The sequence below is a fragment of the Paenibacillus alkaliterrae genome (assembly GCF_021532375.1).
GTDB classification, from domain to species: domain Bacteria; phylum Bacillota; class Bacilli; order Paenibacillales; family Paenibacillaceae; genus Pristimantibacillus; species Pristimantibacillus alkaliterrae.
The window spans coordinates 1-23,318 of record NZ_JAKGAP010000071.1 but is presented as its reverse complement, the minus strand read 5'-3'; the positions used below and the strand labels follow the sequence as shown (position 1 = coordinate 23,318).

Annotated in this window: 18 protein-coding genes and 2 pseudogenes; 2 read left to right on the top strand and 18 right to left on the bottom strand. The window is 49.3% G+C overall.

The genetic code is table 11. The features are described from left to right. Nucleotides 1–94 precede the first annotated feature (94 nt). The 12 genes from L1N85_RS22375 to L1N85_RS22320 form a co-directional block, all read right to left on the bottom strand. Nucleotides 95–2,821 (bottom strand): glycoside hydrolase, encoded by a 2,727-nt coding sequence (locus L1N85_RS22375; RefSeq protein ID WP_235241269.1) that lies wholly within the window; start codon nucleotides 2,819–2,821, stop codon nucleotides 95–97. A gap of 9 nt (nucleotides 2,822–2,830) precedes the next feature. Beyond that, nucleotides 2,831–3,847 carry a carbohydrate ABC transporter permease gene (locus tag L1N85_RS22370; RefSeq protein WP_235241268.1) on the bottom strand — a complete coding sequence of 339 codons (1,017 nt, stop codon included), beginning with the start codon at nucleotides 3,845–3,847 and terminating at the stop codon, nucleotides 2,831–2,833. 58 nt (nucleotides 3,848–3,905) lie between these two features. Further along, nucleotides 3,906–4,805, bottom strand: coding sequence for a carbohydrate ABC transporter permease (locus L1N85_RS22365; RefSeq protein ID WP_235241267.1), 900 nt, complete (start codon nucleotides 4,803–4,805; stop codon nucleotides 3,906–3,908). Further along, entirely contained in the window at nucleotides 4,802–7,357 is a 2,556-nt protein-coding gene (locus L1N85_RS22360) for a DUF5696 domain-containing protein (protein ID WP_235241266.1), read from the bottom strand. Before L1N85_RS22360 ends, L1N85_RS22365 begins: the two co-directional genes overlap by 4 nt. A 17-nt stretch (nucleotides 7,358–7,374) precedes the next feature. Further along, the gene (locus L1N85_RS22355) at nucleotides 7,375–9,423 is read right to left on the bottom strand and encodes a YIP1 family protein (RefSeq protein ID WP_235241265.1); all 2,049 of its coding nucleotides are present in this window, start codon (nucleotides 9,421–9,423) and stop codon (nucleotides 7,375–7,377) included. 20 nt (nucleotides 9,424–9,443) lie between these two features. Beyond that, nucleotides 9,444–10,307, bottom strand: coding sequence for a carbohydrate ABC transporter permease (locus L1N85_RS22350; protein ID WP_235241264.1), 864 nt, complete (start codon nucleotides 10,305–10,307; stop codon nucleotides 9,444–9,446). Nucleotides 10,308–10,312: 5 nt separating this feature from the next. After that, nucleotides 10,313–11,185, bottom strand: coding sequence for a carbohydrate ABC transporter permease (locus tag L1N85_RS22345; protein WP_407946546.1), 873 nt, complete (start codon nucleotides 11,183–11,185; stop codon nucleotides 10,313–10,315). A 114-nt stretch (nucleotides 11,186–11,299) separates the two neighbouring features. Further along, nucleotides 11,300–14,215: an extracellular solute-binding protein gene (locus tag L1N85_RS22340; RefSeq protein ID WP_235241263.1), complete on the bottom strand. Its 2,916-nt coding sequence runs from the start codon at nucleotides 14,213–14,215 to the stop codon at nucleotides 11,300–11,302. A gap of 114 nt (nucleotides 14,216–14,329) precedes the next feature. Then, nucleotides 14,330–15,763, bottom strand: coding sequence for an ABC transporter substrate-binding protein (locus L1N85_RS22335; protein WP_235241279.1), 1,434 nt, complete (start codon nucleotides 15,761–15,763; stop codon nucleotides 14,330–14,332). Nucleotides 15,764–16,239: 476 nt separating this feature from the next. Continuing rightward, nucleotides 16,240–17,457 (bottom strand): LacI family DNA-binding transcriptional regulator, encoded by a 1,218-nt coding sequence (locus L1N85_RS22330; RefSeq protein WP_328285264.1) that lies wholly within the window; start codon nucleotides 17,455–17,457, stop codon nucleotides 16,240–16,242. Between the two features lie 95 nt (nucleotides 17,458–17,552). Next, entirely contained in the window at nucleotides 17,553–17,765 is a 213-nt protein-coding gene (locus L1N85_RS22325) for a hypothetical protein (protein WP_235241262.1), read from the bottom strand. A gap of 11 nt (nucleotides 17,766–17,776) precedes the next feature. After that, entirely contained in the window at nucleotides 17,777–18,139 is a 363-nt protein-coding gene (locus L1N85_RS22320; RefSeq protein ID WP_407946545.1) for a beta-galactosidase, read from the bottom strand. A gap of 410 nt (nucleotides 18,140–18,549) precedes the next feature. On the opposite strand from L1N85_RS22320, the pseudogene L1N85_RS28050 reads away from it, so the two are divergent. Continuing rightward, a pseudogene (locus L1N85_RS28050) lies at nucleotides 18,550–18,804 on the top strand (phosphotransferase); the annotation flags it as partial. A 61-nt stretch (nucleotides 18,805–18,865) separates the two neighbouring features. Here the strand turns inward: L1N85_RS28050 and L1N85_RS22315 are convergent. The 4 genes and pseudogenes from L1N85_RS22315 to L1N85_RS22295 form a co-directional block, all read right to left on the bottom strand. Next, complete coding sequence (locus tag L1N85_RS22315; protein WP_235241260.1) at nucleotides 18,866–19,033, bottom strand: hypothetical protein; 168 nt, start codon at nucleotides 19,031–19,033, stop codon at nucleotides 18,866–18,868. A gap of 297 nt (nucleotides 19,034–19,330) precedes the next feature. Beyond that, a pseudogene (locus tag L1N85_RS22305) lies at nucleotides 19,331–19,675 on the bottom strand (glycosyl hydrolase); the annotation flags it as partial. Nucleotides 19,676–19,812: 137 nt separating this feature from the next. Then, a complete protein-coding gene (locus L1N85_RS22300; protein WP_235241259.1) occupies nucleotides 19,813–20,187 on the bottom strand; it encodes an SDR family NAD(P)-dependent oxidoreductase in 375 nt (124 codons plus the stop codon). Between the two features lie 86 nt (nucleotides 20,188–20,273). Further along, nucleotides 20,274–21,323, bottom strand: coding sequence for an NAD(P)-dependent alcohol dehydrogenase (locus L1N85_RS22295; protein WP_235241258.1), 1,050 nt, complete (start codon nucleotides 21,321–21,323; stop codon nucleotides 20,274–20,276). 249 nt (nucleotides 21,324–21,572) lie between these two features. Between L1N85_RS22295 and L1N85_RS22290 the strand changes: the two genes are divergently transcribed. Next, entirely contained in the window at nucleotides 21,573–22,121 is a 549-nt protein-coding gene (locus L1N85_RS22290; protein WP_235241277.1) for a TetR/AcrR family transcriptional regulator, read from the top strand. A 155-nt stretch (nucleotides 22,122–22,276) separates the two neighbouring features. On the opposite strand, the gene L1N85_RS22285 is transcribed toward L1N85_RS22290, so the two are convergent. Both L1N85_RS22285 and L1N85_RS22280 read right to left on the bottom strand, forming a co-directional pair. Further along, the gene (locus tag L1N85_RS22285; protein ID WP_268818427.1) at nucleotides 22,277–22,612 is read right to left on the bottom strand and encodes an NPCBM/NEW2 domain-containing protein; all 336 of its coding nucleotides are present in this window, start codon (nucleotides 22,610–22,612) and stop codon (nucleotides 22,277–22,279) included. A 492-nt stretch (nucleotides 22,613–23,104) separates the two neighbouring features. Next, nucleotides 23,105–23,269 (bottom strand): hypothetical protein, encoded by a 165-nt coding sequence (locus tag L1N85_RS22280; protein ID WP_235241256.1) that lies wholly within the window; start codon nucleotides 23,267–23,269, stop codon nucleotides 23,105–23,107. Between the last annotated feature and the right edge of the window lie 49 nt (nucleotides 23,270–23,318).

Sequence of the window (23,318 nt, the reverse complement as noted above, 5' to 3'; positions counted from 1 at the left end):
GGAAGCTTTCGCACAAATGGTTTGCGAATCAGCTTCCTGCTTAATGATGGGTTTTTTCAGTGGCCTCCTGTAAAGACCCGTCTTTGCTTAACCGTCAACGGTTAAGCAAATATTTGTCGTAAATGGCATCGTACTCGGTTTTCGTTATCGGTATAACCGTTCCGTGACGGGGACTGCTGGGCAAATCGTAGTCGGGAGAAACCGTCCATTCGCCCGAATCCAGGTCTGTCGTTTCCAACGGCACATAACCTCTGCCGCCGAATTCGTCGACGAACAAATACCATTTCTCTTCCGTATTGGATTTGAAAACGGTTGGGCCTTCGATACCTTTAACGCTGCCGACCCCTTCCTTAACCATTTGATTACCGGTATCAAATACGGAGTCCAATACTTCCTGGAATACCATTTTGCCGTAAGGGGATAACGGCTGATTGTCTCTTTCGTCTTTCGTAAACCTGTAGATTTTTCCCTTGTGGGAGATCATCGTCGTATCAATAATGGAATATCCAAAATCCATATACACCTGCGGTTCCGTGAAGACATGGAAATCCCGGGTTTTGCTGTACATGATTTTTTGATAAGCATCCCCGGCATGACTTTCATCCGCGAACAGCTTGGAGGCCCAGAACACGATATACTCGCCCGTCGCTTCATCGAAAAAAACTTCGGGAGCCCAGGTGTTGCCTGCTTCTGCCGGTGAAACCTCGACCATTCTTGGCTCGGACCACGTCAAGAGATCGCTAGATTCCCATACCATAATGGATCTGCTCCCCTGTCTTTGAGCCCGGTCCCAGTTCCAGTTCCCGTTTATTTTCAAATCCGTGGCAATCATATAGAACTTATCGCCTTCGGGGGACCTGATCATAAAAGGGTCCCTCACTCCCTTTTCGCCCATGGTAGACGTAAGTACCGGCTTCCCGCCGTTCAATTCCTTCCAGCGCAGTGGATCGTTCCCAACGCTTAGCGCAAAGTAAATTTGCTCTCCGTCCGGCGTCCCTTCTCCCGTAAAGTAGGAGAAGAGGTAACCGGCGTAACCTTCCTGAGCAACCTCGAGCGCTTCTTTATCCTGTTGAACCGCTTGTTCATCGCTTTTGCCATTTCCTTGCCCAGAAACATCCATTTCCGTTGTCACTTCACTTTCCTTGCGTTCGTTTGCTTCAACCGTACCGTCTTCCCCTCCCCCTGTCAACGTGACCACGGACTTCGCAGGAATAACCGCTTCAAAGGTATGATCGTCCCGGATCGGAACATCCTCCCCCCGGGCAAGATCTCGGCCAGCCGACGTGATGTACGATTCCATGACTGCAATGGATCCGTTCTTGTCCACGCCGTCGAGCGAAATCCGAATACGCTTATCCTTTTCGCTGTCGTTGACGAACACGGCCGTAACCGTCTGTTCTCCAGCATGAACGTAAGCCGATCCCAGCAAACCGCTGCGCGCTTCCTCGTCGAGCCCCGCAAGCGAAATGCGCTCCGCGCCCGGACGTATAAATTTGCTGTAATTGCCGAGAGCCCACATTATTTTGGAAGTCAAAATATTTTGCTCGTCACCCGCTTCGTTAAAATCGGTATAGATCAAACCGTCCTTGTAATCGACCTTGGACACTGCCGTCCACCACTGCCATGCGGCTGCATTCGCCTCCGTCAAATCAAAATGAATGGTGCGTGCCACATGCAAAGCGGGATCCATGCCGAGGTCGCGGCCGGGCCCGTAATCGCCAAGAATGCAATATTCCGTCACCCAGTATTTGACCTCGGGGCCGTATTTCTTCATATTGGCATCCAGCAAATCCCTCAGCTCGCCCAACCGGTCGTCGCCCGGTTTGCTGTAATCGGACCAATAGGAATGCGAGGCGATTTTATTGCCTACCGCTTCCTTGAGCTGGGGGTCGCCGAGCAAATCCTTAATGTATTCCCGATATTTCCCTGTTCCCAGGCTGTTGGCCCCGCCCGAATATTGCCCGCCGCCCGCAAACCTTTGATAATATTCATCATCCAGCAGCGCTGTAATTTCCACGCCGTCCGGTGCGCTGATTTGCGCGTCGAGGCTGCTTTCCTTCAACTGCCGGTGCAATTCGAGAATCACGCGCTTCAGATCGTCGTTGTTATAACGGTTCGCTTCCTGCTTCGCAAGGTTCCAATCCCAGGTCGGCTCGTTAATCGGGCTGATATATTGAAAATCCAGCCCTTCCTCTTTAAAGTGCTCCGATACATCAATCAAAAACGATGCAAATTCATCCTCGTAGCCCTCTTTCAGATTGGTGGAGCCGACGGCCGGATCCGGCTGGGCGTGTCCGTTCTTCGTCATCCAGACCGGCGGGCTGTTCACGAACGCGATCAGGGTATCAACGCCGCGATCCTTGGCCGCCTGCAGAAACCACTGCTGACCCGCCTGCTTGCTCCAATCGTAATCGCCGTCCTCCGACATCTTGAACGCTTCCGCACGCCGCCACGGATCGGGAATAATCGAATCGTCCGTTTCTGCCGAGCCTGCGCCGATATTGAAACGCCAGGCCGACAGCCCGATCCCTTTCTCCCTCGAAAAAAGCAGGTCCGCGACGCGATTTTTGTTTTCTTCCGTCCAATACTTGCCCAGCGGGTCCATCGACCAGGCGTCGGATGCGCCGAAGTTGTCAATCGTCTGATATCTGACCGAACCGTCAATCGACACGTAGTTGTCCGGTGTTTTTAAAGGCTGCACGAGCGCTTCCTCCTCTTTCGGAATGTTTGAGCTGTCGGAACTGTTGGTCGTGAATCCAAAATACAAACCTAGAACTGAAGTGAAAGCAACAAGTATGATGACTATCCATTTTCTTCTCATCCGCCTCTCCTAACCGACCAAGCCCGATCGTTCAACGCTCTCCACAAAATGTCTTTGCACAAATAAATACAAAATAATAAGCGGCAGCATAGCCATGAGAACGCTTGTGTTCATCATCATGGACATAAAAAACGGATCCTGAACGTACGATGCCGTTTCCGCCTGTCCTCCTCCGCTAAGGAACGTGGCGATCGCATACCCGGAGGAAGCCATCATCGACGACATGACCTTCGGTTCATTCAAATACATGTTTGTAAAGAAGGAGTCGTTCCACTGCCATACAAACGAGAACAGCATAACCGTCACCATCGACGGGATCGCGTTAGGCATGATGACTCTCAAGAAGGTTGAAAAGTAACCGGCTCCGTCAACGTAAGCGGCTTCTTCAATTTCCCGCGGGATTCCTTTGAAAAACTGGCGAAAAATATAAACGTACAAGCCGGTTTTCACGCCCATGCCGAGCGCGGCGGAAATAATGAACGGCCAATAGGTGTTGATCAGATTGGCGGGCTCACCTCTGATGAGCTGGATCAAACCAAACAGATCGAAATTTTTAAAATGCAAATAGAGCGGAATCATAATCGTATGGGACGGCACCAAAATCGTAAAAATCACTCCTGCGAACAAAAGGCCGCTTCCCCTGAACTTCACTCTCGCAAAACCGTAGCCGGCCATCACGCAGGTTATCGTCTGCAGCAGCATAACCGCGGAAGAGAGAAATAACGTATGGAGCAGAACACTCGGGTAGTTCATCGCTTTGAACACAAGCTTGAAGTTATCGAGCGTTAGCGTCTGCGGCACCCAAATGACCGTAGAATCGTACAAATCATCCATGCTTTTGAACGCAATCGACAGCTTCAGCAGAATCGGGTAGATGATGACAAACGATATGCCGAAAATGAGTACGAAGCGGACGATGATCCATAGCCATTTTTTTGCGAATTCAACCCAATAGGCAGCAGATGCGATGCGAAGAAGCCGCTCCTCTCTCGCCTGCCGCCCATGCACTGCGGTTTCCGTCTTCATATATTTCCTCCTTAAATGTTTGCAGAGCAAACATACTTCGTAAGCATTCGCTTAACCGCTAATCTTGATAAAAGACTTTGCGCGACACAATCGACGTCGTGATCCACAGCACAAGCGCAATGACGGCAAAATACATCCAGGCCATCGCGGCGCTGAGTCCAAAATCAAAGCTTTTGAATGCCGTATCCACCACGAGCCGGCTCGTTTCATCGCTGATAAAGCTGTCGATAATCGTATAGACCAGATTCGTCAGAATCAAAGGGCTGATCATCGGAAACGTAATTTTCCAAAAAGCCTCATAGCCGGTCGAGCCTTCGATCTTCGCAGCCTCGTACAAGGAAGGAGAAATCGACTGGAGACCTGCCAGGAAAATGAGAATTTGGACGCCGGATTGACTGACGATCTCATAGATTCGGCTGACGGCTCCGGTCAAATACTCCACAAAAGTAATATTCAACCCTGATTCGACGAGCATGACGGTGAGTTCCAGATTTTTCATAATAGACAAACCGCCGCCTGTTGTATCGTTTGCGCTTCGTACGACGGACTGCATCAAATCTCCGTTCTCGATGCTCGAGATTATTCCCGATGCCAGAATAACCGGAAGGAAGAAGATCGCCCGGGCGAGCACTCGTCCTCTAAACCTCTGATTGAGCAGAACCGCAAAAAATAAGCTGAAAATAATAATGAGCGGTGTGTTGACCGCTATATCCACCACGGATTCTGTTAAGATCCTAACGTACGATTCATGCGACAGCAGGGCCTCCCGGTAGTTGGATAACCCGATAAAGTCCAGGCTGAAGCCGTCATTCGTGACTTGCAGATTACTTAAGCTGTACCGGAATGAGGACAGCAATGGAACGATAAACAGGAACAAGAAGCCTGCAAACCAGGGAAGAATGAAATACAGTCCGTAATATCTGTTCTTTTGTTCAAGCGAAAGCTTCTTGAACCTCATCGCTGCGTTTCACCTCCAACCCAATAATTGTTGGCACCCACTTTGATTCCGTCCACGGTTGCCGCTGAATCGTTATAATTGACAATAATCGATTTGCCTTTTTCGAAGGTGGTTTGATAGACGCCGTCGACCAGCTTGCGATGATCGGCAATCGTTTGTGACTGCACATCATGGAGAACGTCGTTCAGCTCGCGATACCTCTGTGCCGCTTCTTCGATCCAGCGCCGGTAATCGGCGGAATACAGGTGATCGTACTCCGTCATCATGATCGCGGACGAATCGGCAAAAAACCACGTATAGTGCAAAGCGGAGCCCGTTTCGAGCGCCTTCAGGAAGTTAAACGCTGAATCCTGATCGTTCGCCATGTTCCAAGCGCTTCCGGCGTAATGAACGTAACCGTGGTAAACCAACTGAAAGAAAGGAACGCTCTCATCGGTAATGTTAAAGCCGCTGCTGGTCATCGGCGCATTCACGATATGCCGTGCATAGGGAGCCGCATAGGCGTTTCCGCCTTCCACCATTAGTTCCTGTACGGAGCCGCTCATTACCTTCAGCTGTTCATGGATGATCCCCTTCGCTTCTTCACGATCGATGACCTCGGAACGGTTAAAATCGGAATTCAGCTTGCTGCCAAGATCGCGCAGCGACATTCCGGTGAGCTGAAGCTTCCCGTAATCGCCCATAAATCCATCCACAATGTTCGGAAGCGCCTTCGGACTGAGCACATAACCGGGCTCCTGCTCATTATCTTGTCTAAAGTCTGCCGTGCTGTATGGATAAACTTGCGCCAGCTTGCCCGTAATCAACCGGGAAGCCAGATTCGACTTTTTGAAGCCGTCCGCTTGCGGGGCCGATTCCAGAAAGGCAGCGTCAGGAAACAGCGAGATACGGTTCGCATCGGCATAAGCCGCCAGATCGTTCAACCCTTTGTTTCCTCCGAGCTTCTTGTCGACTTTTATGGATTTCGGGAGATTATGGTTGATGCCGTCGTTGAACCACCCAGAATAACGCAGCTTGATGCTGCCGATTCCCTGATCCTGCATTTGGGCCAATACGGTTTCGGCCTGTTCGAATGTCGTCAGCGGCTCATAGGCGTTATAAGGGATGCCCAGAAAAAATTTCTTTTTCTGTATGCCGCCTATAAGCTCGACATAAAAGGGCATATTCTCCTCTTCCGTCAGCCTTGCGATGCCCGCTTGCTTGATCAGATAATCGCGGTAATGCCCGGCCATGCCGGAGTAGCTTGCTTCCTCGGCGCCGAGGAATCCGTAGCGAACGGTAATCCCGCCCTGGAAAGGCTCCGCTTGAAACTTTTTGACCGTACTGGAGCGCCACCCGTTGGTCAGGGTAACCTCCTCCAGATTATGGATCGTAAAGCTAGGGGAAACGGTGTTATAGTCGTTCAGCCTGCCGCTTACGTCGGCTTCGACTGCGGCGACTGCATCGCCCTCTTCTATAATCGCGACAAATGCCCGGTCCTCGTATTTCATCCCGAATACAGGCAATCTCGCCGTTTCCTCTTTCTGAATCCTAATGAGCTGGCTCATAGACGAATCGGTCCCGTACAGAGCTGTACGGAACGGCGCTGCGTAAGTTTTTTCATTGTTGAAGCGGATCAGCGAACCCGAACCGTCCGGCACGAGCGTATAGCCTTCATCCTCGCGTCCGCTCGCGCCAAAAAACGGCAGCAGGGATAACGTCTGAATTTTCATCGAGTCCGGATATTCGAGCTCGCTGGCCGTAACCGTCACCTTTAGATGCTCTCCGTCCAGCTGGTAATGAAGAGGGATGCGAACACTGACGTCGCCGCCTGCCGCTTCGCCATTCGCTGCTTTGTCAATCGCTCTCTGCTCTTCGTTATAACCGATCTGATCGAAAATTTTAGTTACCTTCGATAAGCCGACTCCCTTAAATGAGGAGTCCCTTCTCTCGTAACGTTTGTTTTCCTTATTATGTTTAAACCGCTTTTCAACCTCTCTTTTATCTCCCGAATCTTCGATTTTGTCCAGGATGAGGGTTTGAAATCTTTCTTCGCTAATATATTTAGGGATCGCATCGATATCGCTTTTGACCTCCCCCAGCGTATAGACGATGTTCAAGCCGTCGCTTACCTTCCCTATGACAAATTGGCCGTTCTGAACGCTGTGCGTGTAATTGTCATACTTTAACGAATTTCCCGCACTGTCAAAATAAGAGATCTCGACCTGCACATTCAGCTTCGCTTTGTTATAGCCGGTTGCTACGGAATCGTCTTCGCGATCTTGCGGATTGGAATACCAGAACGCCCCGCTGCGCTTGTCTTTAACTGCAATTTCCGTCGTTTTCGGGTTGACGTACAATATCAAAAATTCATTCTCAGCCGCCGTTTCCATACCTTCGGCTAGGTCCGCCGCCTCTGCCTCTCCAACAGAATTCGGGTCGGACGCAGTTCCGGGTGAAGAATCCGGTTCGGACACCGGCCCGGATGTCGTTTCCGCGAAATTGGTGCCTTGGGATATAAGCAAGCAGCCGATAATGACTGCAGTCATGATAATCGCAAGCCTCCGCTTCACCGCTTGGCCCCCCTTTCTTATGCTCGCAATGAAAGTTCCTGATAGATCGTGTACACAAAACTAACGATTTGCTGGATCAGGCTGAAAAATAAGAGCCCCAAAAAGATGATGACACCCATAACCACGACAGTTAACAGCATCGTCAGGATCGTCTTCGTAACGGTATATTGATGAACCGTCATCGTTCCGATAAACAGCAGCCAAACAAACCATAGTCCAGCCGCAGATTCCAGCAAATAATAGAACGAAGCCTCGCGCAGCGAAATAACATTGCTGAGCACCATATTGGGCAGATAGATCAGAATCAAAGGGAGCATCGCGTAGCCCGTAGCGATGACAATTTCTTTAAATTTCCCTTCCCCGTCCATCAGTGTGGTGAGCGACCAGTTCGCGACGCACCAGAGCAAGAATGGGAGAACAATGTATTTCAATTCATCAATGCTGTTTAATTCAAGCGGATGATTATAATTGACGACATAGCCGGCATACTGGCGTTTCAGTATCATCGTAACCGTCACGGCAAACAAAATGATAAGCGCGATTCTAAGCTTCCCTTTGTTCTCGTATTTCAGATCCCAAAAACCGTCAAAGGGATGAAAAGCGACGTGCAGCGAGTATCTAGCTTCCTTGAGAAACCGCATCCTGTTCGACGCCCCCTTTCTTAACCTCATGCGCCGGCGCACGGTCATTACAACCAGTATGAGTGCGATGACCATCGTCATATAGGTCCCGAAGTGCTCGCGCATGTACTCTCTGCGGTATTTCGTTAACGCTTTGGAATAATATTCCCGCTCGTTGCCCAGCTTTAGAAAAGTCATGGCTTGTTTGTATTCGCCCTTACGCAGCATCGACTTGCCGATTCCGATATAGGCCATTTCGTAATTCGCATCAAGCCTAAGCACCTCTTCCCACAGCTTCGCCGCAGCATCGTGCTTCCCTGCGCTGTATAATCCGTTCGCTTCGCCTACCAGGCTTCCGAATTTGGTCGCTGCAAACTCTGTAATCCTTCCCAGGTCGCGGTCCAGAACATAGATCCGATTACCGATGCTTTCAATCGCGACCGGATTTTTGAACGTGCCGATCTGATTGCCGAGCTGACCAATCACGTATAACAGATTGCCGTCTTCGTTATAAGTGAAAATTCGCCCCCTAGTCGAATCAAGCGTCCGGTACACACCATTGCCGCTTTCATCGATATCGATGAAAGCCGACCGCTCCCTGCTCAAATCGCCAACCGGACCCATGCTCCCGTTTACGCGGAGCACATCGATGCCGGACGGGTTCAGCCTTTTGACGGGGGCTAAGGTTTGCTTGTCAGCCGTTGTCGTATAGATAAATCCGTCCGCATCTACGTCCATATTGTTAAATTCAATCGGGACGAAGCGGATCAATTTTTCCCGCTGCTCTTTTGTCGATACCGTCTTCCAGAATAAATCCACCGGATCGAATTGAACCCGGTTTGTACCCATAAAACCGGTGAAGCCGCCTTCGCTGTCGAATTCGATAATGCCTTCATAGACGCCTCTGGCGACCACATAAATGCGGCCGGCTTTATCGACGATAACCTTGCGCGGGAAATATTCGAAATTGTCGCTGATGACCTCCGACTTCGGAGCGCCGATTTCTCTGACGAACGCTCCGCTGCCGTCCAGTTCAACCACTCGCCTGTTTTCGGTATCCGCCACATAAATATGACCTGCCCCGGTAACGAAGATGCCTTCCGGATTGTTGAAGCTTTCCTGCTGGCCGTTACGCTGGAAGCCCTGCATTTGACGGACTGCCTTCCACTCGCTGTTAAGCACCACAATTCGCCCGTTGCCGGAATCCAGCACATACAGATTGCCATCCGGCGCCGCGAACAGATCGCTCGGCGCAGTCCAAGGCCCGATGCCGATTTCCTGTCCCGTTATCGTCCTGGAAGGAAGATAAGCAATCGGCGATTGAACGGCCTCTCCCCAATTCGAATAGGTATATCCCTCATACGGCGATGCGTGAGCCGGCTTCGGACTTAGGCCGACGAATATCATTACTGCCGCCAGAATCAGAATCGATCGCTTTATTATCAAACCTAAACGCCTCCATCGCTCTAGTCCTTCATGCCGGACGAAGCCATCGTTTGAATCACATTGCTTTGAGACAAAACAAACGTTACGATCGGCACTGTCATCATAATAACCGCAACTGCGGCTCCCACCCCTGCACGGGCGATTCCGCCCTGAATGATTTGCCCCATGGCGTAATGCATCGTCTTAAGCTGCTCGCTGTAAATAAAGCTGCCTCCGTCCGTTCCCCACAGCATTTGCATCATAAGGATTAGCAGCGTCAACCAGGCAGGCTTGACGAGCGGCATGACGACCTGCCAGAAAATCCGGTATTCGCTGGCGCCGTCGATCTTCGCGGCTTCCAGCAGCGCGTCCGGTATTTGCTCCATGAATTGTTTCATCAAATACAGTCCGAGCGGATAAGCGAATGCCGGAATGATAACGGCCTGATACGAGTCCATCCATCCCAGCGCGGACATAATCATATAATTCGGAATAGCCGTCACATGCGGAGAAAACATCAGCGAAAGGACAATAACTGTGAACAGTACTTTATGGCCGCGAAACTTGTGCTTGGCCAGCGGGTACGCCGCAGCCGAGGCGAGCAGAATATGTCCTGCAGTGCCAGCCGCTGTAATAAAAACCGTATTGAAAATATATCTGGAGAATGGTACCCATGAGTTTTTCATGACTTGAAACAAATCCGCGAAGTTCTCGAGCGTCGCATTCCTTACAAACAGCGTAGGCGGGAATATGAACAGCTCATCCAGCGGTTTGAATGCATTATTAATGACATAAATCAACGGAACTGCCATAAAGGAACCGAACGCGGCAAGCAGCAGGAACAGCATGCTATCCACCTGCCAGGAGCGGTTCACTTTTCTTTTGACACGTATGGCCAGCTTCATCTCGCCTATTCCCCCACCCTCTTCAGCAACTTTTGAACGGCCAGATTCGTGCCCAGCATCAGAATAAACAGCACGGTGGCGATGGCGGACGCGTAACCCATTTCGAACCGAATCGTGCCGTAATCAACCAAATGCGTAACGACCGTATGCGCTCCGTACTGCACACTCGGAAAGCCCGCCAGAGCCATCGCGACGTCCGCTACCGCTAGAGAAGATGTGATCTGGATGACGGCTCCGAACATCAGCTGCGGCCTCATCGAAGGAAGGGTAATATACCAGAGCTCCTGCCAACGATTTTTCACGCCATCCACCGCCCCCGCCTCGTACAGCGTGCGGTCAACTGTCTGCAAGCCGGCAATGAACGCCAGAAAGCTGGTGCCGAGGCTTAACCACAATTGAACGACAATAATAATGGTGAGCATATATTTTGGATCCTGCAGCCATTGAATCGGTTCATAGATCATCCCGATCTTCATCAGCAAGCCGTTCATAATGCCGTACGAATCGCTGGAAAAAATAATTTGCCAGATAAAGAAGACGTTGCCCGAAATCGACGGCGCAAAAAACACAAGCGTCATAAACGCCCTGACTTTCGGGTTCAGCTCATTAATAAGCCACGCAAATACGAAACAGGCGATATAGCTGACCGGTCCGGTAATGACGGCAAAAATAAGCGTATTTTTAAGTCCGATCAGAAACACATCGTCGTTCCAAAGCAGCTTGGAATAGTTTTCCCAGCCGACCCAACTCGGAAATTCAAGCATATTGAAATGCGTAAAGCTGAAGAAGATCGAAATCATGACCGGGAGCACGGTAAATAACAGAAACAACACCATATAAGGAGCAAGCAGGACAAACAGATGTTTATCCCGCTTCATATCCTTGACGAACAGCTCCCACTTCCCCTGCAAGCCGGCGGGGCGGCCCTTCGGCTGCATCATGATCTCGGCCGCGATTTTCGTTTTCTGCAAAAGTGTCCCTCCCTAGTCCTTTCAGTCCAAATGAAACTCGTCCCTTTTTTCCGCAATTTCATAATCGATTTCTTGCACGTAATCAAATAAGGCGTCCGCCGTGTTCGTGCCGTTGTTGATCACTTCCCGCAATGCATTGTCCAGATGCCTTCCCGTGAAATAGCCTCCCGGCACCTCCGGTACGCCCTGTACCCATTGCCATTGCTCTTCGAGATTGCGGTAATCCCGCGCCGGCCAAGGCAGCTCCTTGAGCGCTTCGATATTGGCGGTCGGATACCGCGCCGCAGCGCCCATCAGCCCCTCCATCTCTCTGCCGAAACGAACCTGTGCCTCCTTGCCGACCCACCATTTCATGAACTGCCAGGCCGCATCTTTATTTTTGGCCTGTTTGAGCATGATGGCGGCTGTCCCGCCGCTGGCGACGTCCCGGCGAATCGTGCCGTCCTGCTGCACCGTCCCCGGTACCGGCACAAATTCCCACATTCCTTTAATTTCCGGTGCGGACACCGTCAAATAGTTGTAGAAGGTGTAATCCTGGATGCCCACCGGCATTTCACCCGTCCGGAAGCGCATCGGGAAATCAAAGATCAGCGGCAGCTTGTAGCTGGTATAAAAGTCGGTCCACTTCTTGAATGCGCCGAGTCCAACCTCCGTATCCAGTCCGCTTTTGGCCCCGTTGTTTAAGTAGAATGATCCGTCCATCTGGTATAAAAGCATAGCAAAGGCCCGGTTCGCCTCCAGCACGGGGACTCCCGTCGCCTGGGCAATCGGCAGCGCCAGATCCATATGATGCTTCTGCAGCACAGGGATCATCGCGTATACATCATCCCAGGTTTGCGGCGGTTCCAGATTCAGCTCCTCCAAGATGTCCTTCCGGTAAAAGAGCATATTGAAAATTTGCTGTTCGGGAAGAGCAAATACCTGCCCCTCAAACTGGTAAGGAACAATCGCGCTGTCTCTGAACTGCTGCACGACCGTCTCATAGCCCGGGTATTTCGTCAGATCCTCCGCTGCATTCCGCATGCCGAAGTTGACCGGCACATCGTTGCCGACCTGCATGGCCACATCGGGGCCTTCTCCCGCGAGCGACGCGCGAAGCAGCACTTCCTGGTTGACCAGCTTCAGATTTACCCCAATTCCGGTAAGCGGCGTAAACGTATCGTCAATCATCGCTTTCAGCACCTGCGCCTGATCGCGTCCCGTCCCGATCCATACCGTTACGGACTGATCGTTTTCCGACGTGCTCCCGATCGTATCGTAATCTTCAAAGAAGGAATGAAAGAAGGACGATACCTCGTGAACGATTTTTTTGCCAGCGGAAGCATTCGCTTTGGGAAGCTTGACGTCAGACGACGCAAGGGCCAAGTAATCGATTTCGAGCGGCTGCTCTCTAACCTGGAGAATCCAGGCTCCGACGCTGCCTACATTGATTTTGAATTGAGACAGCCGCTTCTGGACCGTTTCCGGTTTTTTCGCCAAATCGGCCAGCTGATAAGCCGTTTTGTTCAATATGGCGGTCTTGTCGCTCTTCTCGCCCGTCAGGCGCACCAGCTCTTCCGACACGGCATACAAAATGTCGCTTTGTTTCTGAAACACTTCAACCATGTCGGGAATTTGTTTATCTAATTGATAATCCCGGTAAGGATCCGGAACATTACCGGTAATCATCAAGATCTTTCGATACATGGCATTAATTTCGAGCACACTTGCTTCTACTTGGCGAATCAGAGGCGCAATCGCGCCCAGGCTGACCTCCAGCTTCAGTTCGTGCTTCCCTTTAGTCAAATAGAATAAAAAAGGCTCTTCCCCGCTGCCGAGCACATTCATCTGCCAATCCGAGTCGTAATAAAACGGAATTTGCGTCATTTCCTGAAAAGGAATTTCCCCGTCAATCCATAGCGAGCGTGTAGAATAAATGCCCCGCAGCAATTCTTGTCTGTTCTTGATAGCAATCCGGTATAATCCGTCCTCCGGCGCTTCGATGTCCCATGCGATCCACCCGCCCGGTACCCGCCAGTTGTTGCCGCCGATCGTATTCATTCTGATCTTCGATACGTCATAAGGCTCTGTAGACGGACTGGAACGGTCGGGGATGGGATATAAGGTCGGCGACGATTTGTAAGAGGCGTGTTCGCCCTGAATCTTAATCAAATGACCGCTGGTTTCCGTATAACCATTTGATTCGTAGCCGGCTTTTACTTCTTCATAAGCAGATGGCGCATCGTATCGGAAAACTTTGATGTAGTCGATCGCCATCGGCTCTCTGGAAGACACCAGCGTCAACGTGTGCTTGCCTGCCGAAAAATAAAAGACGTAAGGTTCTTCGTAATATCCTTCGGTATCTCTAAGCAGCGCCTCCTGCCACATCGGCGCTTCGATCTGGCGCGGACGCAGCTCATTGCCCCGGTTATCCTGCGCAATTTGATCGCTCTCATTTTTCCATACGCGGTGAAAGGTCAGATTTCTGGCACTGGTGAACGGTAGCTCTCCATTGATCAGCAGCTCCCTTTCGATAGCGGAGCTTTTGCCTTCGATCGGGAAATATCGGATGGCCATATGATATAAGCCGGATTGAGGAACCTCGAGCTCCCACTCAATCGATCCGCTCTCCCCCGTCTTGACGAATTCGCCCGATGTCCCGCCAAGCTCGCCTACGATATCAGGGTTCATTTCGTTAGCGCTTATGTAGTCCGCCCCTTGGATCACGATCTCCTCCAGAGGCCGTTTCTCATCTTTGTACCGCTGCAAGTAATGGTCGTAGCTGTTCTCTGCTGCGCCCGTCAAGGAGCTCTGGCCGATGATTGCATCAGCATCTGTATTAGTCTCGCCTTGTGTACCGGTCGCTGTGGCCTGAGATATAGGGGAAACCAATATCGAGATCAGCATAGAGATGACCATGATCCAAGTGAGCGTCATTCTGGAAAAAGCGATTTTCACCTAATTCCCCCCTTTTGCAAACTAGCGGAATCTTGTTTTGGCGAAAGCCTGCCCGGTCCTCCAGCGTTCAGGAGCAGCAGGCAGGCCGCCGTTATATATATTTTCCTGCAGGATCTACTCTTCCTTGGCTTCCTCTGCTGCTTCTGCTTCCTCGGCTTTCTTGGCTGCATCTTCCTTGGCTTTCTCGCCGCTCAGCACCTTTTCAGCAGCCGCTTGCGCCGGACCGATCACCTGAGCAACGCCTGTTGACGGCGTAATTTCGCCTTTAACGAACTTACCGGTCACGGAGTCGAGCTGATCCTTAATGCCGAGACCGCCGAAACGACCGCCAAACACCCGCTGTACCAATCCATCGTCATTCATCGCATTGGCGATGGAGCTTTCATCCGGCAGCACATTTTCAAGCCACAGTCTGCGGCTTTCTTGCCAGTTGTCGAAATCCTGCAATTCTTCCCAGATCTTTACGATGGCTTCCGCGTCCTCGACTCCTTTTGGTATCACATAGGCAGCCGTTTGTCCGAGCGGATCAAAATAAGTTGACGCTTGAGGTCCTTTGGGGAAGTAAACGTATCCCCATTCATCCTTCATCTTGTCCAAGATGCGTCCCTCGATTTCCCACAGGCCGCCCGGATACATGGCAATTGTGCCTTCCGCAAAATATTTCGCCGGATCCTCCCAGTCGTTTCCTTCGTTCTCCTTAACGATCTTATGTTCGTTATACAAGCTGTGCAGGAAGTTAAGCGCTTCCATTGATTCCGGAGAATCAAAGACTGCTTTTTGGGCAGCTTCTTCGTAGATAATGCCGCCGTTGCTGGCGATCAGCAGCTCTGAGAAAATATAATGTGCACCGGCAAGACCGTATTGGTCAGCTTTACCGTCGCCGTTATTGTCAACGGTCAGTTTCTTGGCAGCATCAAGCATTGTCGTCCAATTCCAGTTGTCCTCGTCCATCAGCTGCTGCGGATCTTTCAAACCCGCTTCCCTGAAAATCCGTTTATTGTAATACATCCCGGTGTCGTTCGGGTTGTACCAGCTTTCCAATCCGAATACATTCTCGCCGCCAAAACGCATCGCTTCAACTACGTCCTGCTCGACGCGAGTATTATTGAGGGCATCATCTAATGGCGTCAGGAATCCGCCTTGCATAAGTCCCCAAATGAATCCGTCAGGCAGCCGGACGATTTCCGCGAAAGGATCGCCCGCCATAACCGAGGAGGACAGCTTTTCTGTAGTCGACCAATATTCGGTGTTCAGATACGTGATTTTGACGTTGTATTTTTCTTCCACCTTTTTAATTCTTTCACGGGCCAATTCATCGGCTTCGGAATCTCCGACAGGAGTGGCATCCCACCAATGCGAAATACGAATTTCTTTGCCGCCCAAATCAGCGGCCGGCGGTTCGGTCTCCTCTGTTGGAGCAGGCGCTTCCTCCGTTGCAGCCGGCGTCTGGGTTGCCGTTGTATTCCCCGCGTTGTTGCCGCTGCATGCAGACAAAATCAGCAACACGGCTGTTAATAAAATAAGCAACATCGGTTTCTTCTTCTTCATCTGTTTCACTGTTCAGCACGCTCCCCTTAATGAATGATTAAACGAATAACAGCAAGTCGGTTCGGTTACAAAAATCGGCTCTACCCTCCCAAAAATGGATTTTTATATAGTGGCATTTGCCATTATATAAGGATTTAGAAAGACCTTTATTTCGGAAAAACATCACAGCCTGATCAGTCGCAAATTTATGTAAAGGCTTTCATGAAACCCATTTCAGTATAGCTCGTTTCCTGCCCTTGGTCAACATGAAAGTTTAGTTTTTCTACCGGCGCCTCGAGGCAAATAACTGCAGGCCAACTCATAAGACCCTTAATAAAAATAAAGAGCAGTAAGCCGGAATAATCCAGCTTCTACTCTTTAAAGTTGCTCCCGAACCGTTCGGCGAGCTTATCCGTTCAGCATTCAGCTATTTTCGCCTTCACATTTACGGCCTCCGTAGGGGAATTATGATCACTTGCAACCTCCTAGTCGAGGTTCTAACTTTGCGGCCTCCGGGATCCCGAACTTTGCCGAACGATAAGCTGAGGCTCGAGCGAGGTATGCTTCTTGACTTTTTCTTTGTTCATCATCGCTTTAAGCACTTTAACGGATGTCTTCCCAAGCTCGTGCGCCTGCTGGGAAACGGTAGTCAGCTCGGGGATAAAATGATGCGCCAGCGGAATATCGTCAAATCCGACGACGGACATATCGTCCGGAATCGTCAGTCCGGCCTCCGCCGCCGCCTTGATCGCTCCGATCGCCGTATAATCGTTGACGCAGAACACGGCAGTCGGCCTCTCCTTCATGTCCAGCAGCTTAAGCATTTGACGCTTGCCCGATTCGATGGAGAAGCTGTCCGGCAGCAGCCATTCCTCCCGGATCTTCAGCCCCTCATCTTTTATCGTCTTTCGGAATGCCCGCAGCTTGATGGAAGTCGTCGTCATATGGCTTTCTCCGCCAATGAAGCCGATTTCCGTATGTCCCAGTTCGATCAAGTGCCGGACCGCGAGAGCGGTGCCCGCCGACTCGTCCGTGGCGACCCTGATCAAGTCGGTGTTGCGCAAGCCTCCATTGACGAGTACGGTCGGAATGACGCTGGCACACTGCACAAGCTCCTGCACCAGATGCTCCTCACAATGCTTTAAATTGATCCTCCCCCCCAAAAATATAATACCGTCCACACGTTTCTCCCGCAAAATGCTGAGATATTCCGATTCCTTAGCATAATTGCCGATCGTATTGCTAAGCAGGAAGGTATGTCCCGACTGCATCGCCTCTTGCTCCGCTCCGGCGAACACTTCCGGGAAAAAGGGATTGGTCAGATCGGGCACAATCACGCCAATGATTCCGGTTTCATTTTTAAGAAGGCTTCTGGCCATCGCATTAGGCTGAAAGTTGTAATTTTGAATAAGTTCTTCAATCTTGGCACGGGTAGATTCCTTTACCGGAGCGGTACCGTTCAATACCCGGGATACGGTCGAAATCGATACATTTGCCTCCTTGGCAATGTCATATATGGTGACCTGTCTCAAGCTTAACGCTTCCTTCCTACTTTCAAGTCTTGGCCTATTATAGCAAAATCGGACATGTTTTGTAATGTCGTCAAACAAGATCAGCTCATTGCCCTTCTCCTTCAGCCACGCCATCGGAACCTTGTAATCCTCCTGGGACCCGATTTGCCAATAACGCCCCAGCTTGCGGCCGTTCAGAAGCAATAGCCTTTGCTCATTCCCGTCATTCTCAACTTCAGCTTGGGGCTAATGTCCTCCGGAATCGCGGGAAGATCGAACATGCTGCGATACCATCTCCATCAGCTCGAACGTTCGCGACAGCGCGGAAGAAAATGGTCCGGCATGTATCTCTTCCAGATGGACGGCCTCCTTGCCGCAATTCCAGTCAGAATCTTGAATGGCTGAGAAAACAAGAATGCTTTCTTGATCCCGATCGCACTCGACTTCGCCGCTGTAAAAGAGATAGCCGAATTCCAGACCAAGCTCCGCAAATCCGCGCGGACGTTCGGCAAGTTCGCCTGCTTCAAGCGAAAGAAGATTTACGGTTTTCCGTTCCCACTCCGATAAGCTCAGTGTTCTTATTTTTCAGCCAATACGGAAAACCGCCGAAATCCCATTCTGCACATATGAACGGACCCGGCCGCGCGATGACCCACAGTCCTAGCTCAGAGCACAAATCAAGGAAAGCCCCACAATCTTTGTCTTTGCTGAAGTCACATTTTGCTTCTTCCGGTTCATGCACGTTCCATGCAAAATAAGTATCGACGCAATTCATCCCTGCAAGCTTCACCTTGACCAGCACTTCCCGCCATTCCTGCCTGGGCATCCGAAAATAATGAATCGATGCGCTGTTCAAAAACACTCTCTTTTCCCCTTTGAACGCAATGTCTTAGTAGAATCGCTGATCGAATACAAGAATACCCTTCTGTGTTCAATCTTACTAAGCATGGAAAGCTGCGATAAACGTATTTAATAATTCTGCATTCATTTATGAAATGGGTTTCATGAATGGCATTCAAATTATAGAACTACTCTATAAACGTTGTAAACAGTTACCAACTGATAAGTTCTCCAACATGTAGATATGTTGAACATCAGCAGAAAAAACCTTGATATACCTGTGAATTTGGTAATCAAGGTTCTCTAGCGCTAGCGAATACTTCCGCCCCAGTAATGATTTCTGCACAAACCAGGTAATGAACAATTATAGCCATTATTTCAATCCCTTTCTGTTCGCGATTCAGATAGGATGAAAATAAATAACAATAAAACGGTTAGAAGGATGATTCCGATATTGTGCGGTCGATACGGATACCGGCAAATTCATTTTGCGTGTTTTTGCAGCATCGCTTGAATGACTTAAAGCTTGTGCAAGAGACGGCCATCCGTCTGAAAAATCGCCTCGCTGCGGCCACTAACGGGGCTTATGTTTGGGGAGTGTGTCCCGGGGATCTGCATGGCTGGAACGTGTTTCACGCAGACGACGGCGGCTTAACCCACTTTGATTTCGACTGCTGCGGTTTGGGTTGGCGCTCGTATGATCTGTCTGTTTTTCTATGGGATCGTGCGATAGCTTTAAGGATTCCTCGAAGCCTATGCGAAGGAACGTCCATTAAGCGAGCAGGATTACGCCATGATTCCGGTATTCGTTGCAGTCAGACAGCTCTGGCTGATCGGACTCCACACGGGACGGAGCGCCATTTGGGGAGTATGGCAAAAAGGTACCCATAGCCTGAACACCTTTTTTTAAAGTGTCCAGTCTATGGGTACCAGTGTACATTAATCGATCTCCTTCTCTTTAGCCACTTGTTTCATATAACGATATACATGCTGTTATCCTTCCGTATTCTACAAATGAGTAAGGATGGGAATTTGAGGAGTGGTATCGCCCTTATGAACATAAAACGCATCCTCTAAATTATAGAGTCGAGATATCGATCACATTATATTGATCCGGTTTGGCTGGTGCACCTACATTGACAAGCGTTCCATCTACGCGAAGCAGCGATAAATAAGCATCGACATTCAAATTCGCGAAAACCGTATTTAAGATGAGATCAAATCGGCCGGTTAACTCAATTCCATCCTCATTTTTCAGCAGAATCATGTATTCTTGCGCGGCTTCCCGCTCCAATCGATGGTGCGCTTCCGCATCAAACGACGCGTCCTCCTGCCGGTTTTCGACTGCCTTGAAGATAAAGTTCAGCAACCGCTCAACCGCGCGGTCTAACGTCTGCTCAGACAACTGCCCGCTGCGCACGACTTTGACAATCTTGGAATCGCCGTCCGCGAAGCTGGACGGCATCTCCAGTTCCCCGTACACCTTGTTATACGAGCACATCACGCTCCAAGGCTGCGACTGCTTAACTGCGCCTTCAAAGCTCGCCAAATAAATCTCTCGCAGCGTCCTTTCATCGACAATCTGCAGACAGTGCACATGTGATCGTTATGCATCTCGTCAACCGCTTTGGACTGTCGAGTTTCCTGATGCGACAATCCCAAACCGTAAACCCTTTCTTCTCTTTTACGGATCACTGATATATCGTTTCATTTCACCGATCAGCTGCCGGAACGCTGCTTGCGCATCACAGGCAACACCGCTCGGGTAACGTTCATTGGGCCGATAAGGGCCGTCCTCACTTGCGACTCGATTTGGTCCAGGGTCAGCTCCTCAAAGAAGCCCCCATAGAAGTTCGCGGCGTTATTGACGAGTACGTCGATCTTTCCGAACTTGTCAACCGCTGCTTTGACGGCTGCCTCGGCATCAGCCGGGCTGGTGACGTCCAGTTTTACGACCAGCAGGTTTTCGTCATCACCAAGGGCTTTTGCGACTCTGTCAGTATTTCGGCCTGTCGCAACGACTTGATTACCAGCAGTTAGGGCCGCCTTCGCGATATCACCCCCATGCCGCGCCCGGCACCAGTGACAAGCCAAACTTTTTGTTTAGACATTTTTTTCCTCCTGTTAATAAATTTAACGCTTTCTTAGGCGTGCCCCTAAATTATTGCTAGGATTACTCGTTATTCTTCCTCCATCGTGCTGATGTCGATCACAAATCGATACCGCACATCTGAAGCTAGTACGCGCTCCCAGGCTTCATCAATCTGTTTGGCGGAAATAACCTCGATCTCAGGTGCAATATGGTGTTCAGCGCAAAAGTCAAGCATTTCCTGCGTTTCGCGAATTCCACCGATCATCGATCCAGCAAACGACCGACGATGAGGGATAAGTGAGAATACGTGAACTGGCAACGGCTCCGCTGGCGCCCCGACATTGACTAGTGTACCGTCCAGTGCCAGCAACGAAAGGTAGGCACTCATATCGATCTTCGCGCTCACGGTATTTACGATGAGGTCGAACGAACGAGCCAGTTTCTGAAATGTCTCCGGATCGCTCGTGGCATAAAAATGGTCCGCGCCAAGACGCAAACCGTCTTCTTTCTTCTTCAATGTTTGTGATAAAACAGTAACCTCTGCCCCCATGGCGTGAGCAAGCTTCACAGCCATGTGTCCAAGCCCGCCAAGTCCAACAACCGCTACCTTCTTGCCAGGAGCAGCTCCCCAGTGGCGAAGCGGCGAGTACGTTGTGATACCGGCACACAAGAGCGGAGCGGCGGCATCAAGCTCAATACCGTCAGGAATTCTAACCACGAAGTCTTCCGTTACGACAATGTGAGTGGAATACCCACCCTGCGTATATTGCCCGTACCTATCGGTAGCTCCATAGGTACCCGTCATTCCATTGAGGCAGTACTGCTCCTCTCCCTTATGGCAGTTATCGCACTCTCTGCAGGAGTCAACCATACAGCCTACTCCTACTCGGTCGCCAACGGCATACTTTGTGACTTCCGAACCAACCTGGGTGACAATTCCGGCGATCTCATGCCCTGGAACGAGAGGATAGTTTACAGGTCCCCAATCGCCGCGAGCTGTATGGATATCAGAGTGACAAATACCAGCGTACTTAATCTCAATGAGAATATCATGCGGCTGGAGATCCCTGCGTTCGATCGTGGTCAGTTTGAATGGGCCTTCTGGACTGAATGTAGCGCGTGCATTAGCAGTAATCATCGTATAACCTCCTGCAATCGAGAGCTAGTTAATGTGACTAAGCATATCGATCTTCTTATTATGTTTCTTAGCAGTACTTACTAAAAATAACAGAAAACGCATAAGCAAATGATATTGTTTAATCAACCCTTGTCTATTATTATAGATGTAAGAGGCTTACATTCAATGGTTAAAATAAAGCGTTTTGTTGATATATCAACACAGCAATATAAACTGTTTATTATCTTAGAAAGTTTGGTGGAGTTTACGATGGCAAAAGTGGATCGGAGAATTCTTAAAACGCAAGAATCCTTGAAAAAAGCTGTTATTGAACTGATGACTGAAAAAAGTTTCGATGACATTACAATTCAGGATATTGCAGACCGGGCAAACGTAAATCGCGGAACCATTTATCTTCATTATGAGGACAAATACGATTTATTGGATAATCTTATAGAAACACACATTACTGAATTAGGGGAAATGGATACATGGGCTTGTGAAATGGATTGGATCGATGCTCTTGTTCCTTATTTTGAATATTTTGAGAAAAATTATTTATTTTTTTCGACCATGTTAGCAAGCAAAGGGACCCCATCATCTTTTAGAACTCGGCTTTTTGATTTTATTACGAAAGGATTCAAAGGTGAGATTGACAGAGAAAGCGGCAGGAATACGGATTTAAGTGACGATATTATGTTGCAATATGCTGGAACTGCTTATGTTGGGGTAATCGAATGGTGGATTAGAAACGGTATGCCCTATCCGCCGCGAGTAATGGCCAAACAAGTCGGAGCGTTGTTAGGAAGAAGTCTATAGTTCACATATAACAAGAGCGCCCTGCAGTAGTTGTAAGGACTCTCTTAAACATATTTAACCGTTCGTCGTACGAATTTTGACTTATTCGCGGATCTTGGTCTTCAACTGGTCTATCTTTCTGCATTTCTGACAAGGGTGAAATCCCGCGAATATTATTAGTCGCTTAATTGAAATTTTTTTGTTGAACTATAAATCCTGGGGATTTGAAAAAAATTAAACTCAGAACCACCACTCGTCCAACGCTCCGCCAAATTGATTTTGAAATCAGTCCTGGAGCGTAGCTGCAATCCGACGCGGCCGTCCTCTGCTTTTTTATACGAAATTGGCGGTTTTAAGACAGGGCTTAAGAAAGCTGCTCCCTTGCCTTTCTCTAATTCAAAAGCGATTTTAAGCTTCTTCACGCCTTCAACGTCAACATCAACTTTCACGATATCCCCGGCCTTGGTTTGAGGGCTACGATATAATTCCTTATCGTCCCCAAAAATAATCAAGGCGCATGAAGTATCACGGTCTTTTTATTTATCATCAATGCCAAAATCGAATCTGTTTAAGAGAAAGGAAGGTCGGATTCCATTGAACGGATACGCGGCGTTTGGGTAAACTAAAACATATCTTTCCTACTCCTCTTTCTCGATTCAAGTCTTCTCCAATTAAGAATCTACCAATAAATGCTTCTTTACTCTCCGTATTAAATCGACACAATTGAACTGTGCCTATGAAATTATCCTGTTTCATAATCTTATAAATAAAAACATCGGATTCAAGTGAATTAATTCCTTTAATATAATGATTCATCATTTGCTCAATGGTTAAGGGGTATGTATATGTTAATCCTGCCCATTGAACAATAAAGTCTTCCGGTTGCTCGTTTACCCATTTAACAATTTATGAAAAATCTGATTCTTTGAATAAGACTAATTTAATCTCCACTGAATTATCCGCCATAAACAATATCGCATTGATTTCATATAACTTTTAGGTATTCACGACGTCCGACGAATGTCGGATGTGTCCGGCTGAATCTGCTTCCCTGTAACTGTACTCGCTCCAATCGAATCAACTTCGTCCACTTCTGCCGGATCAAGGAGCGATAGCGACGCAGCGTGAATATGGTGTTGAACTAAACCGCTACGCGGTAGCTTTTCCATCAAATCCCTGCTGATATCTTATCATACCTTCCTTATTCTCAACAGTAGA

Coding starts and splice junctions, on each gene's coding strand:
- L1N85_RS22375 (WP_235241269.1), bottom strand. CDS start 2,821: ATGAGAAGAAAATGGATAGTCATCATACTTGTTGCTTTCACTTCAGTT.
- L1N85_RS22370 (WP_235241268.1), bottom strand. CDS start 3,847: ATGAAGACGGAAACCGCAGTGCATGGGCGGCAGGCGAGAGAGGAGCGG.
- L1N85_RS22365 (WP_235241267.1), bottom strand. CDS start 4,805: ATGAGGTTCAAGAAGCTTTCGCTTGAACAAAAGAACAGATATTACGGA.
- L1N85_RS22350 (WP_235241264.1), bottom strand. CDS start 10,307: ATGAAGCTGGCCATACGTGTCAAAAGAAAAGTGAACCGCTCCTGGCAG.
- L1N85_RS22345 (WP_407946546.1), bottom strand. CDS start 11,185: ATGAAGCGGGATAAACATCTGTTTGTCCTGCTTGCTCCTTATATGGTG.
- L1N85_RS22335 (WP_235241279.1), bottom strand. CDS start 15,763: ATGAAGAAGAAGAAACCGATGTTGCTTATTTTATTAACAGCCGTGTTG.
- L1N85_RS22315 (WP_235241260.1), bottom strand. CDS start 19,033: ATGTACACTGGTACCCATAGACTGGACACTTTAAAAAAAGGTGTTCAG.
- L1N85_RS22295 (WP_235241258.1), bottom strand. CDS start 21,323: ATGATTACTGCTAATGCACGCGCTACATTCAGTCCAGAAGGCCCATTC.
- L1N85_RS22290 (WP_235241277.1), top strand. CDS start 21,573: ATGGCAAAAGTGGATCGGAGAATTCTTAAAACGCAAGAATCCTTGAAA.
- L1N85_RS22280 (WP_235241256.1), bottom strand. CDS start 23,269: ATGGAAAAGCTACCGCGTAGCGGTTTAGTTCAACACCATATTCACGCT.